At 48.3% G+C, this 13,373-nt stretch carries 12 protein-coding genes and 4 tRNA genes; all 16 read left to right on the forward strand.

The annotated features are described in order from the left end of the window. Positions 1–69: 69 nt before the first annotated feature. The 16 genes from VBY75_RS07415 (at position 70) to tuf (ending at position 13,290) form a co-directional block, all read left to right on the forward strand. Positions 70–273 (forward strand): YheV family putative zinc ribbon protein, encoded by a 204-nt coding sequence (locus tag VBY75_RS07415; protein ID WP_054490719.1) that lies wholly within the window; start codon positions 70–72, stop codon positions 271–273. A 20-nt stretch (positions 274–293) separates the two neighbouring features. Next, on the forward strand, positions 294–1,814 hold the full coding sequence (locus tag VBY75_RS07420) for an NAD(P)H-hydrate dehydratase (RefSeq protein WP_416511824.1): 1,521 nt from the start codon (positions 294–296) through the stop codon (positions 1,812–1,814). After that, the gene (gene tsaE / locus VBY75_RS07425; RefSeq protein WP_054490714.1) at positions 1,807–2,265 is read left to right on the forward strand and encodes a tRNA (adenosine(37)-N6)-threonylcarbamoyltransferase complex ATPase subunit type 1 TsaE; all 459 of its coding nucleotides are present in this window, start codon (positions 1,807–1,809) and stop codon (positions 2,263–2,265) included. Before VBY75_RS07420 ends, tsaE begins: the two co-directional genes overlap by 8 nt. Further along, the gene (locus VBY75_RS07430) at positions 2,262–3,572 is read left to right on the forward strand and encodes an N-acetylmuramoyl-L-alanine amidase (RefSeq protein ID WP_222236374.1); all 1,311 of its coding nucleotides are present in this window, start codon (positions 2,262–2,264) and stop codon (positions 3,570–3,572) included. The genes tsaE and VBY75_RS07430 overlap by 4 nt, the downstream gene beginning before the upstream one ends. Continuing rightward, positions 3,572–5,305 (forward strand): DNA mismatch repair endonuclease MutL, encoded by a 1,734-nt coding sequence (gene mutL / locus VBY75_RS07435; protein WP_278358630.1) that lies wholly within the window; start codon positions 3,572–3,574, stop codon positions 5,303–5,305. Before VBY75_RS07430 ends, mutL begins: the two co-directional genes overlap by 1 nt. Continuing rightward, entirely contained in the window at positions 5,295–6,245 is a 951-nt protein-coding gene (gene miaA, locus VBY75_RS07440; RefSeq protein WP_416511827.1) for a tRNA (adenosine(37)-N6)-dimethylallyltransferase MiaA, read from the forward strand. The genes mutL and miaA overlap by 11 nt, the downstream gene beginning before the upstream one ends. Before the next feature lie 177 nt (positions 6,246–6,422). After that, positions 6,423–6,680, forward strand: a complete 258-nt coding sequence (hfq, locus tag VBY75_RS07445; protein ID WP_054490705.1) for an RNA chaperone Hfq — start codon at positions 6,423–6,425, stop codon at positions 6,678–6,680. Between the two features lie 24 nt (positions 6,681–6,704). After that, positions 6,705–7,994: a ribosome rescue GTPase HflX gene (hflX, locus tag VBY75_RS07450; protein WP_199495209.1), complete on the forward strand. Its 1,290-nt coding sequence runs from the start codon at positions 6,705–6,707 to the stop codon at positions 7,992–7,994. Between the two features lie 41 nt (positions 7,995–8,035). Next, the gene (gene hflK, locus VBY75_RS07455) at positions 8,036–9,190 is read left to right on the forward strand and encodes an FtsH protease activity modulator HflK (RefSeq protein WP_054490701.1); all 1,155 of its coding nucleotides are present in this window, start codon (positions 8,036–8,038) and stop codon (positions 9,188–9,190) included. Beyond that, complete coding sequence (gene hflC, locus VBY75_RS07460) at positions 9,190–10,083, forward strand: protease modulator HflC (protein ID WP_054490699.1); 894 nt, start codon at positions 9,190–9,192, stop codon at positions 10,081–10,083. Before hflK ends, hflC begins: the two co-directional genes overlap by 1 nt. 102 nt (positions 10,084–10,185) lie before the next feature. Next, complete coding sequence (locus tag VBY75_RS07465) at positions 10,186–11,484, forward strand: adenylosuccinate synthase (protein WP_271332182.1); 1,299 nt, start codon at positions 10,186–10,188, stop codon at positions 11,482–11,484. Between the two features lie 150 nt (positions 11,485–11,634). Further along, positions 11,635–11,710: transfer RNA gene (locus VBY75_RS07470), tRNA-Thr, on the forward strand. Positions 11,711–11,729: 19 nt separating this feature from the next. Then, positions 11,730–11,814, forward strand: a tRNA-Tyr gene (locus VBY75_RS07475). A gap of 45 nt (positions 11,815–11,859) precedes the next feature. After that, a tRNA-Gly gene (locus tag VBY75_RS07480) sits at positions 11,860–11,934 on the forward strand. A 12-nt stretch (positions 11,935–11,946) separates the two neighbouring features. Then, a tRNA-Thr gene (locus VBY75_RS07485) sits at positions 11,947–12,022 on the forward strand. Positions 12,023–12,105: 83 nt separating this feature from the next. Then, entirely contained in the window at positions 12,106–13,290 is a 1,185-nt protein-coding gene (tuf, locus tag VBY75_RS07490; protein ID WP_199495133.1) for an elongation factor Tu, read from the forward strand. Positions 13,291–13,373: the final 83 nt, after the last annotated feature.

Below are 13,373 nucleotides of genomic sequence, written 5' to 3' on the forward strand. Positions count from 1 at the left end.
ATTTTGTACAGCTGTTCAGCTGCGGTATCATAGACATGTTCTGCTCACAATTCTAACACAGGAGCTGTTGTGGCTAGAGAAAAGAAGCGATTTATTGCCGGGGCGGTTTGTCCCAAATGCGATGCCATGGACACGCTCATGCTTTTTATCGAAAACGATATCGAACAAGTTGAGTGCGTGCAATGTAAGCACCGGTTTAGTGAGCCCAAGGAGCAGGGTGGTGGTAGCGAGCGTCAGTTTGACCAGGTCATTGGCGTATTTAAGCCAGACTAACGCACTATTGGGGAGGCACTATGACAAACACCGACGGTAGCCGTTATGAAAACTGCCTTTATCGTGTTGAGCAATTGCAGAAAGGCGAAAAAAAGGCAGCTGAAGCCAGCGCAATGAATATGATGCAGCTGATGTCAGCCGCTGGTAAAGCCGTTTTCAAGCAGTTACAAAGACGCTTCCCGGCACCGGCGCGTATTGCTGTATGTTGCGGTGAGGGCAATAACGGGGGCGATGGTTACATTATTGCCCGACTGGCTCATGAGGCGGGGTATCAGGTGCAAGTATTTGCTCTAAAGCCCAATGCAGAGCTTTCAAACCCCTTAGAATCTGATGCGCACCGGGCTCGCTCAGCCTGGCGCGAGCAGGGGGGCAACGAAAAAGCCCTGCTCGATTGTGTACCTGATCAGTTTGACCTTGTGGTAGATGCGTTGTTTGGTGTTGGACTGAATAGAGCCCTCGAGGGAGACCCCGTGACCTGGGTACAACATGTCAATGCGAGTTCTACGCCCGTGATCTCAGTCGATGTGCCTTCTGGTTTAAATGCCGATAACGGCCATGTTCCCGGTGCTGCCGTGCGCGCCCACCTAACGGTAAGTCTGGTGGCATTAAAGCGCGGTTTACTCACAGGTAAAGCTCAGAATCATACGGGTGAGCTTGTTTTAGAGGACTTAGGCATTGGTGAGACTTTTAAGCAGCAAAATGAAGCCGACTGGTTTCGGGTCGATGCCGGAGGTTTAGGTAATTGGCTACCGGCCCGGGCGCGCTGCACTCATAAAGGCGAACAAGGCCATGTACTTATCGTGGGTGGGCAACCGGGTATGTCAGGGGCGGTGATACTGGCTATGAAGTCCGCCTTGCGAGCAGGTGCCGGTAAAGTTTCAGTGGCCTGCCACCCCGACGTACAAGCAATTGTTGCAGCGGCTCAGCCAGAAGCTATGGTGCATTCTATTAAAGACGAAGATACGTTAAAGCCGTTGTTACGTGAGGCCTCGGCGATTGCTCTTGGTCCCGGGTTAGGGCAAAGCCGTTGGAGTCACGATGTGTTTTCACAAGTGATGAAGGCGGATGCGTTGAAAGTGATAGACGCCGATGGGTTGAATTTACTGGCAAGTTATCCAGCCCGGTCGTCAAAGTTACTGCTGACGCCACACCCGGGAGAGGCGGCCAGGTTACTGCAAACGACAGCTGATGAAGTGGAAGCCGATAGGTTTTTAGCGGTAACACAACTACGCGAAAAGTACGGTGCTCAAGTTCTACTTAAAGGCGCCGGCTCGCTGCTGGTCACCGATCGCGGGAGATGCTTGATTGACAGAGGTTCACCGGCAATGGCGTCGGGTGGTATGGGTGATTTATTAACGGGCTTGATAAGCGGCCTGTTAGCGCAAAGAATGGCACCGGCACAGGCATTAATTGCTGGCGCCTTATGGCATGCCATGGCTGGCGAAGAAGCAGGAAAAGATGGCGAGCGGGGAACCTTAGCCTCTGATTTGTTGCCCTATATACGGCGGTTGGTGAATGGATATGGAAGGGACGATGACTGAGGTACACCACTGTAAATTAGCAAATGAAGCTGAGACGCTGGCGCTTGCGAAGAAATTTTCAGAAGTTTTACAAGCTCCTTTGGTGGTCTATTTGAAAGGGGAATTAGGTGCCGGTAAGACAGCATTTTGTCGTGGTGTTATTCAGGCTTTAGGCCATTGTGGCGCGGTAAAAAGTCCCACCTACACCCTTGTAGAGCCTTATCAGCTGCAGGGATGGCGCATTCACCATTTTGATTTGTATCGGCTGGCTGATCCGGAAGAGCTTGAGTACATGGGAATTCGTGATTATTTTGCCGAAGATACGCTAAACTTTATAGAATGGCCTGATAAAGGCTATGGCTGGCTACCGGGAGCGGACATAGAAATCCGAATCGAGTATGCTGGTGAAGGACGTAAAATAACTTTCAGTGCGCTAACTGAAGCCGGACAAAGAATAATTAAAACATTATGATGCAGCGATTTTGGGTGTTTTTGTTTGCTTGTGTTCCTCTGTGGGCATGGGCTGACAATAGTGTAGACAGTGTAAGGGTGTGGCCATCTCCGGATAAAACGCGGGTGGTTTTTGACTTGTCTGATACACCGGACTATTCCTATTTCACGCTTTATCAGCAAAAGCCTTATCGGCTGGTTATTGATTTCAACAATACGTCGCTAAAAGCTGATTTGAATAATTTGGGTAAAGACTCTCTGCTGGTGGATAAAATTCGCACCAGTTCGCCCAAAAACTCCCGTAGCACTCGCATCGTTATTGAACTGGACTCAAAAAGTGACGCGAACCTGTTCACCCTTCCGGCCAACGACTCTTATAAAGATCGCTTAGTGGTGGACTTACCGGGTAAGTCGATTGAGCGCAGCGGACCGGCAAAGTCCGTTTCCGAACTGAAAGACAGGCGCGTAACCGTTGCCATTGACGCTGGTCATGGTGGTGATGATCCCGGCTCTATTGGTCCACGCGGCACCTACGAGAAGCACGTCGTTATTCGTATCGCGCGGGCGCTGGCTAAGCTGATTAATGATGACCCGGGTATGCAGGCTTATTTGATTCGTACTGGTGATTACTACGTAGGCCTTAATGAACGCCCGCAGAAAGCCTGGGATGCTAAAGCGGACTTCTTTGTTTCGATTCACGCTGATGCCTTTCATTCACCTCAGCCCAATGGAGGGTCTGTGTGGGTGCTATCAAAACGCCGGGCGGATTCCGAAGTGGGTCGTTGGCTGGAAAACCGCGAACAGCAATCGGAGTTGCTGGGTGGGGTAACGGACATCCTCAGTAAAAATGGACACGAGCCTTATTTGGCTGAAACTCTACTGGACATGTCAATGGACAGTTCTATTGCCGGTGCCTATAGTGCGGCAAAACACATTATTGATGAAATGTCAGCAGTAACCAAAATGCATAAGCGCACGCCACAGGCTGCTAGCCTGGCCGTGCTAAAATCACCAGATAAACCGTCATTACTGGTAGAAACAGGGTTTATTTCTAACCCCAGAGAAGAGCAACTGCTAACCAGTAATGCTCACCAGCAAAAACTGGCGCGAGCGCTTTATAATGGTATCCGGCGCTATTTTGTCAGTAATCCAATCGACAATACTTACTTGGCCAATCAAAGTAGTTTTACCTATACCGTGAAGTCGGGTGATTCTTTGTCTGTTCTCGCACAGCGTTATAACACTACCGTCAAAGCTATTAAATCTGAAAATAGCCTGGCCAGTAATACGCTCAAAATTGGCCAGAAGCTGACGATCCCGAGTCGCTGATGGCTATTCAGCAGTTACCCATTGAGCTGGCGAACCAAATTGCTGCGGGTGAAGTGGTTGAGCGCCCTTCGTCGGTGGTTAAAGAGTTAGTTGAAAATGCGCTGGACGCTGGAGCAACTCAGTTAGTACTGGATATAGAGCAGGGCGGCAGCAAGCGAATAAGAATTCGTGATAACGGCTGCGGTATCGTTAAGCAGGAACTAACGCTGGCGTTAAGCCGGCATGCCACCAGTAAAATCAAAAGCCTGGATGATTTGGAACATATTGGCAGCCTTGGCTTTCGTGGTGAGGCTTTGGCCAGTATTAGTTCGGTTTCTCGTTTACGTTTAATATCAAAACCGCCGGAGCAAGAAGAAGCCTGGCAGGCCTGGGCCGAAGGCCGGGACATGCAGGTTAATATTGAGCCGGCTGCTCACCCCGACGGCACCACGGTTGATATTCAGGACCTATTTTTTAACACGCCGGCAAGACGTAAGTTTCTGCGTACAGAAAAAACTGAATTCACTCATATTGATGAAGTGATAAAGCGTATTGCGCTCAGTCGTTTTGAAGTTGGTTTCCAACTGAATCATAACGGCAAATCAGTCCGTATGTTTCCGCAGGCGCTGAGCGAAAAACAACAGTTGCAGCGGTTGGCAAAAATTTGTGGTGGTGGCTTTGCTGAACAAGCTTCGACTATCGATGCGGTGGACGGAGATTTTCATTTAACGGGCTGGCTCGTTCCCCCTGAGCATTGCCGGCACCAGGGTGATATTCAATATTTTTTCGTAAATGGTCGCATGATGCGGGACAAGCTGTTGTCGCATGCGGTACGCCAGGCGTATGAAAAGTATTTGCCAAACGAGCGGGTCCCTACCTTTGTGCTCTATTTTGAATTGCCGTCAGAGCAGGTGGATGTGAATGTGCATCCGGCCAAACATGAAGTGCGGTTCCATCGCCAGCGGCAAGTGCACGACTTTATTCTGACGCGTATTGAGCAAGCTTTGATGCAGTTGGTTGCAACAGATAGCCCGCAATCTGCTGTGACTCACCAGCATCATTATGGTTCACAAGAACGCCCGTCAGGACCAACGTCGTTTCCTTCCGGCAGAGCTTCAGGCGGAAGTGTCTTAGGTGAAAGAAAAGCATCAGGTTCGTTGTTGCCAAATGCCGCCCGAGTTCAAAATAGTATCAGTAGCGGACAACCCCAGACAGAGCCAGGAGCGGTAAAATCGGAAGAAAACTGGCGGGTCCTTACGGTTTTTAATGGTGTTTACGCGCTTATTAGAAATGAACAAAACCTGGCCTGGCTAAACCTGGCAAAAGTGCATACCGAATGCGTTGCTCAAAAGCTGATTCAACAACTGCAGGACGGGCTCAATGGCCAGCCGCTGCTAGTACCTGTGGCAGTTAATTTAGCGAATTTACCGGGCCCGGCAAGTCAGTGGCCGCAACAGGAGTTGAATCAGTGTGGCGTAGTGTATCAGTGTCAGCGCGAACAGGTCATTATTGAGCAAATGCCTGAAATGCTGCGTCAGGGGAATGTGGTTAGTGGTTTTACCGAGTTATTAAAGTTATTAACAGAAGGTGCTGAAACTGAGGCGTTGGCGAGTTGGCTTGCGCAGTTTGCGGGTCTTGAGTCATACAGCATCACTCAGGCTGAACATTGGCTTATTCAGTGGCGTTCACAGCTTTTTGAAGCACCGGATGTACTGCAGCGATTGCCGCTACCCGGAGAACGTCATGCACAGTAAGGATGCCGTAATTGCTATTTATGGGCCGACAGCATCGGGCAAAACGGCGTTGTCACTGGCTCTATGCAAGCAACTGGATTGCGAAATTATTTCTGTAGATTCAGCACTGATATACCGCGGTATGGATATTGGTACAGCTAAGCCCAGTGCCGAGGAACAAGCTCAAGTTCCTCATCATTTACTGGATATTCGTGACCCGGCTGAAACCTATTCCGCGGCCGACTTTCAAAAAGACGCTTTGGCATTAATTGAAGACATTCAGCAACGTGGCAAAGTACCTTTGTTGGTTGGCGGCACCATGTTGTATTTTAAAGCCTTGCTGGAAGGACTCTCGCACTTACCTGAGTCGGATGCGAGCGTACGAGAAAGGCTTTCGGCTGATTGGCATGACAAAGGGTTAGCTGAGTTACACAAGCAGCTGCAGGAAGTGGATCCGGTAAGCGCTGAACGCATTCACCCAAATGACCCTCAGCGGATTATACGTGCTCTGGAAGTGTATGAACTCGCCGGTAAAAGCCTGACGGAGCTTACGCGGGAACGCTATGGTCAGTTGGATAAACCTATTTATCAATTTGCGGTGGTCCCGGCAGAACGGGAAGTTTTACACCAGCGTATCGAACAGCGCTTTGATCAGATGTTGGCACAACCTTTTGAAGACGAAGTTAAAAAGCTGTTTGACCGCGATGATCTGCATCCGGATCTTCCGTCCGTACGCAGTGTGGGTTATCGTCAAATGTGGCAGTACCTTGCCGGTGAACTTAGCTATGATGAAATGCGCGAGCGCGGCATTATAGCAACACGGCAGTTGGCAAAGCGGCAAATGACATGGCTACGGGGCTGGCCCGGCGTTCATTGGCTGACCACTGGCGATACCGACATGGAGGCCAAAGTATTAAGGGTAATGCAGCAGCCGGCAAAGAAATTTGACCGTCAGGATTGAAATACGACGTTTAAGCCCGCAGATCCAATTTCTGACTAAATGAGTAATTCTTAACGTTTTTCTTATTGCAAAAATTCTTTACTGGTCTAGTGTGTCTTTACAGGTGACTGCAAATTGGCAGTCCTGTGGCTTACTATTTACACATTGGATATTAATAACGATAAAAAGGAATCCAAGATGGCTAAGGGGCAAACTTTACAAGACCCATTCTTAAATGCGTTACGTCGTGAGCGCATACCAGTATCTATATACTTAGTTAATGGCATTAAATTACAAGGGCAAATTGAGTCTTTTGATCAATTCGTTGTCTTATTAAAGAATACGGTTAGCCAAATGGTGTACAAGCATGCAATCTCAACGGTTGTGCCTGCGCGTATCCCGCAAAATTATTTGCCGCAGCAAGCTGCAGAAGATATGGCTGAATTAGAAGATTGATAATGAAAGAGAGGTCTGAACAACTTGTTCGATAGGTATGAAGGTGGCGACTACGCAATATTGGTTCATGTGGATTTACCCGCAGAAGTTGACCGAGAAGATCTCTCAGAATTACAACTCTTAGCTGATTCTTCGGGCGTGAAAACGATGGGAGTGATGACATCCAGTCGTAGCTCCCCAACTCCCCGATATTTTGTTGGTAGTGGTAAGGCAGAAGAAATTGCCGAACAGGTGAAGCTGTTAGACGCCAACATTGTTATCTTTAATCACGCGCTGTCACCTACCCAAGAGCGAAACCTTGAGGCTGTTTGTAAATGCCGGGTTTTAGATCGTACAGGTCTTATTCTGGATATTTTCGCGCAGCGTGCGCGTACTCACGAGGGTAAGCTGCAAGTTGAGCTTGCACAGTTGCGTCATATATCAACTCGTTTGGTACGAGGCTGGACCCACCTTGAAAGACAAAAAGGTGGTATAGGTTTACGTGGACCGGGTGAAACCCAGCTTGAGACCGACAGACGTTTAATTCGCGGACGTATTAAAAACATTTTAAAGCGTCTGGAAAAAGTACAAAAGCAGCGAGAACAGGGTCGTCGGGCACGTAAGAAAGCAGATATTCCGACGGTATCGCTGGTGGGTTATACCAACGCTGGTAAGTCGACGTTGTTTAATCGCCTGACTGAGGCGGGTGTTTATGCGGCGGATCAACTATTCGCTACGCTTGACCCAACCCTCAGAAAACTTGCAGTAGAAGATATTGGCGACGTTATTCTGGCCGATACCGTTGGTTTCATTCGTCACTTACCGCATGACCTGGTCGCTGCTTTTAAGGCAACGCTTCAGGAAACTCAAGAAGCCGACTTATTATTACATGTGGTTGATGTCAGCGACGAACAGCAGCAAAATAATATGGATCAGGTTGCTGAGGTTTTAGAAGAAATTGATGCGGGTGATGTACCTCAGTTAATTATTTGTAATAAAATAGATCAAGTAGATGGTGCCGAACCCAGAATCGATTACGATGATAACGAAAAGCCAATAAGAGTATGGGTTTCAGCTCAACAGGGGCTTGGTATTGAGCATGTGCTGGAAGCGTTGCGGCAGATACTTGGTCCACAGATGGTTGAGCTGTCCCTTAAAATCCCGCACTCAATGGGTAAATTACGTGGTACATTATACCGTTGGAATTGCGTAACATCAGAAGATGTTAACGAAAATGGCGAACTTGCGTTGCAAGTGCGAATGTCATCGGTAGACTGGCAGCGTTTACATAAGGCCTACGGCAATCAACTGGATGACTTGGTCATCCCTGAATAAAAATTATTAGCAACAGTTTTATTAAAAACTTGGAGCACTCAATGGCTTGGAATCAACCGGGAAACGGTAATAACAACGACCGTGACCCATGGAAAAATCAAGGTGGCCGGGATCAGGGGCCACCTGATCTCGACGAAGCAGTTCGTAAACTGTTTTCCAAATTCGGTTTTGGTGGCAAGAAAGGCGGCGGCTCGGGGGGCAGTTCAGGTATCCCGAGTAAAGGCATCGGTATTATCGCAATTATTGCGTTAATTGTTTGGTTTATCGCTGGCTTCTACACAGTAAAAGAAGCTGACCGCGGTGTTGTACTGCGTTTCGGTCAATTCCATTCACTGGTTGAGTCGGGACTTCACTGGCGTCCGGTATTTATTGACTCGGTAGAGCATGTTGACGTTAACAACATTCGCTCAGATAAAACCGACGGTTATATGCTGACTCAGGACGAAAACGTGGTGCGTGTTGAACTTGATGTTCAGTATCGTGTTGTTGATCCGCGTTCTTACCTATTTAATGTCGAAGATGCTGACGGCGTATTATCCAGAGCGACCGATAGCGCATTGCGTTATGTGGTTGGTCACACAACCATGGACGAAGTTTTGACCCGTGGTCGTGAAGAGGTCAGAGCCAACACGCTGGAAATGCTGGAAAAAACGATGAATCCGTACACCGTTGGTTTACAGATCGTCGATATTAACTTACTGCCAGCTCGTCCGCCGGAAGCGGTTAAAGACGCATTTGATGATGCCATCTCAGCACAGGAAGATGAAGAACGCTTCATCCGTGAAGCTGAGGCTTATGCTCGTGAAGTAGAGCCATTGGCACGTGGTCAGGTACGTCGTATGTTGCAGGAAGCACAGGCTTACCGTGAACAAATTATCCTGGAAGCTCAGGGTGAGGTTGCTCGCTTTGAAGAGCTGTTACCTCAATATCAAAATGCGCCAGAAGTCACTCGCGAGCGTATTTACTTAGATACGTTACAAGACCTTTATGCAAAAACGCCTAAAGTATTGGTTGACGTTGAAGGTGGTAATAACATGATGTATTTACCGCTTGAAAAGCTTCTGGAAAAGCAAGGTCGAAATACGAATACATTCTCTCCGACGCGTGTTCCTGAAAATGTTTCAGGTGGCTCTTCAAACAGTGGTTCAGAGTCACAAAATACGCGCAGCAGTAACCGTAGCGGAGGTCGAAACTAATGAAAAACCTAATCGCAATTATTGTTGTGGTCCTGGTCGTTCTGGGTCTGTCCTCCGTTTATGTGGTTAAAGAGGGCGAACGTGCCATCTTAATCCAGTTCGGTAAGGTAGAACGTGACGCTCAGACGGGTGAAGCCATGGTTTTCGAACCAGGTCTGCATCTTAAAATTCCTTTCATTGAGCAGGTTAAAAAGCTTGATGCGCGTCTACAGACGCTGGACGGAGATCCGGATCGCTTTGTAACAAGTGAGAAGAAAGACTTGATTGTTGATACCTATGTCATGTGGCGTATTAATGACTTTTCGACCTTTTACTTGAGTACTAATGGCGGTAACTATCTCCAGGCCGAAGCACTGCTGACACGTCGTATTAACAGTGGCTTACGCAGTGAGTTTGGTAACCGCACTATTTCAGACATCGTCTCCGGCGAGCGTGATGAGTTAATGCGCGAAGCTCTGATTCAGGGCTCAGAAAGTGCTTCCGACTTAGGTGTTGAAGTGCTGGATGTTCGGGTTATGCAAATCAACTTACCGAACGAAGTGAGTCAGTCGATTTACCAGCGTATGCGTGCAGAACGTAATGCGGTGGCGACAGAGCACCGTTCAGAAGGTCGTGAGCAGGCTGAGTTTATTCGTGCTGATGTTGACGCCCGTGTAACGGTAATGCTTGCTGATGCTAAGCGTCAGTCACGTGAATTACGTGGTGAAGGTGATGCGGAAGCAGCGAGAATTTATGCTGAGGCGTATCAAAAAGATGCTGAGTTCTTTGCCTTTATTCGCAGCATGGAAGCTTACAGTAGCTCATTCGGTACCGGCAATGACATGTTAGTGCTGGATGCGAACAGTGACTTCTTCCGTTATTTACAAAATATGATGGGAAAATCTGAAGAGTAATCAAGAATGAGCGTCTGATGTGATCATCAGGCGCTCTCCTCCGATGTACAAACCCTCCGATAAAAGGTAAGATCGCTCCGATTTTTTTTACGCGGGGCAATCATGAGTCAGAACGTTGTAATTCTAGGCACCCAATGGGGTGATGAAGGCAAAGGTAAAATTGTCGACCTGTTAACCGATAAAGCCACAATGGTTGTGCGGTATCAGGGTGGACATAACGCTGGACACACATTGGTTATTGACGGTGAAAAGACCGTTCTGCATTTAATTCCTTCAGGTATTCTACGCACCAACGTTCAGTGCGTTATTGGCAACGGCGTTGTCTTGTCACCTGAAGCGCTGATGGAAGAAATGGCCATGTTGGAAGCACGTAATGTTCCTGTTGCTGACCGTCTTCGAATTAGCAAAGCCTGCCCTCTAATTTTACCATTCCATATTGCTCTTGATCAGGCACGAGAGCGTGCCCGAGGTAAAGAGGCGATTGGAACAACCGGTCGTGGTATTGGTCCTGCGTATGAAGATAAGGTTGCCCGCCGCGGTCTGCGCGTTGGCGACCTGTTCGATATGAAACGCTTCGGTGAAAAGCTAAAAGAACTGGTCGACTACCACAACTTCTCTTTGGTTGAATACTACAAAGCTGATGCGATTGACTTTGAAACTGTTCTGAAGCAATGCGAAGAATTCGCTGAAGTATTAAAACCAATGGTAGCCGATGTACCATCGTTACTGGATAAGGCTCGCAAAAACGGCGAGTCAATAATGTTTGAAGGTGCGCAGGGCACTTTACTGGACATTGATCACGGTACTTATCCCTACGTCACCTCTTCAAATACGACTGCCGGTGGCGTTGCTACAGGCGCTGGTTTTGGTCCTCGTTATATTGACTATGTGTTAGGTATTGTAAAAGCCTATACCACTCGTGTCGGTAGTGGGCCTTTCCCGACAGAACTCGATTGTGAAGTGGGGCAGTATTTAGGTGAAAAAGGCCATGAATTTGGTGCAACAACGGGACGTAAACGTCGTACTGGCTGGATAGACGCCGTTGCCATGCGCCGGGCTGTACAAATCAACTCTATCAGTGGCTTCTGCTTAACTAAGTTAGACGTATTAGACGGCCTTAAAGAATTGAAAATTTGTACCGGCTACCAACTTGCTGACGGCAGTGTGACCGATCACCCGCCGTTATCTGCAGAAGATTACGAAGTTGTTGAGCCTATTTACGAAAGCATGCCTGGCTGGCAACAAAGCACAGTGGGTGTAACAAAGCACAATGAGTTACCTCCTGAAGCGCTGGCTTATATTGCCCGTATTGAAGCCTTAACAGGTGTTCCGGTAGACATCATTTCAACCGGTCCTGATCGTAAAGAAACCATCGTTTTACGGCACCCTTTTGGCAAGTAAACGACTATAGTATATGTTACTAAAAGACGGTCAGTTTTCATCCGATGTAGATAAAAACTGACCAGTCAGAACAAAAAAATCAAAAAAATTGCACGCATCTATTGCACTATCAAATTTAGTACCATAGAATGCGCTCCACCTAACCGGGGTGCCGGCATAGCTCAGCTGGTAGAGCAACTGACTTGTAATCAGTAGGTCGGGAGTTCGACTCTCTCTGCCGGCACCAATTCAAATTGCAAAATGCGGGAGGGGTTCCCGAGTGGCCAAAGGGATCAGACTGTAAATCTGACGGCTCAGCCTTCGCAGGTTCGAATCCTGCCCCCTCCACCACGCAATTTCCTTGGTTTTGAGGTGGCCTCACAAAATTGTGAATTTGCGGGTGTCGTATAGTGGCTATTACCTCAGCCTTCCAAGCTGATGACGCGGGTTCGATTCCCGCCACCCGCTCCAAATTCCGTTAGTGCTGATATAGCTCAGTTGGTAGAGCGCACCCTTGGTAAGGGTGAGGTCGGCGGTTCGAATCCGCCTATCAGCACCATTTCACTTTAGGCCCCTAATAAACCTCGGTCTTGCTTTTTAGCTTAGGTAACACACCGAAAGAATTTTGTTAGAGAGGCTGCAATGTCTAAAGAAAAATTTGAACGTTCGAAGCCGCACGTAAACGTCGGCACCATTGGTCACGTTGACCACGGTAAAACTACACTGACTGCTGCTATCACAACAGTTTTGGCAAAAGTTTATGGTGGTGCGGCGAAAGACTTCGCAGCCATCGATAACGCGCCAGAAGAGAAAGAGCGTGGTATTACTATTTCAACGTCACACGTTGAATATGACACGCCAACTCGCCACTACGCGCACGTAGACTGCCCGGGGCACGCTGACTATGTTAAAAACATGATCACCGGTGCTGCACAGATGGACGGCGCAATCCTGGTAGTAGCGGCAACAGACGGCCCAATGCCACAGACTCGTGAGCACATCCTGCTTTCACGTCAGGTAGGCGTTCCTTACATCGTAGTATTCATGAACAAATGTGACATGGTAGACGATGAAGAGCTGTTAGAGCTGGTAGAAATGGAAGTTCGTGAGTTGTTGTCAGAGTATGACTTCCCGGGCGACGACCTGCCAGTAATTCAGGGCTCAGCACTGAAAGCGCTGGAAGGCGACGAAGACTGGGCGAAGAAAATTGTTGAGTTAGCGGATGCGCTGGATTCATACATCCCAGAGCCAGAGCGTGACATCGACAAGCCGTTCATCATGCCAATCGAAGACGTATTCTCGATTTCAGGTCGTGGTACGGTAGTAACCGGTCGTGTAGAGCGCGGTATCGTGCGTACAGGCGACGAGTGTGAAATCGTTGGTATGAAAGACACCACGAAGACGACTGTTACTGGTGTTGAAATGTTCCGTAAGCTGCTTGACGAAGGTCGTGCAGGTGAGAACATCGGTGCCTTGTTGCGTGGTACGAAGCGTGACGAAGTAGAGCGTGGTCAGGTATTGGCGAAGCCAGGTACTATCACTCCGCATACTAAGTTCGAAGCAGAAGTTTACGTACTGAGCAAAGACGAAGGTGGCCGTCATACGCCATTCTTTAAAGGCTACCGTCCACAGTTCTACTTCCGTACAACGGACGTAACTGGTGCTGTAGAATTGCCAGAAGGCGTAGAAATGGTTATGCCTGGTGATAACCTGAAGTTTGTTGTGGAGCTGATTGCTCCAATCGCAATGGACGAAGGTCTGCGTTTCGCTATCCGTGAGGGTGGCCGTACCGTAGGTGCAGGCGTCGTATCAAAAATCATGGACTAATGCTGTCCTGTTGATTTTAAGAGCCCGGCTTTGGCCGGGCTTTTTTATGCCTGTAAAAGCCGACATGCGCGTCGGCTGGGCTT

This window comes from Idiomarina sp. HB (assembly GCF_048059115.1).
Classification (GTDB): domain Bacteria; phylum Pseudomonadota; class Gammaproteobacteria; order Enterobacterales; family Alteromonadaceae; genus Idiomarina; species Idiomarina abyssalis.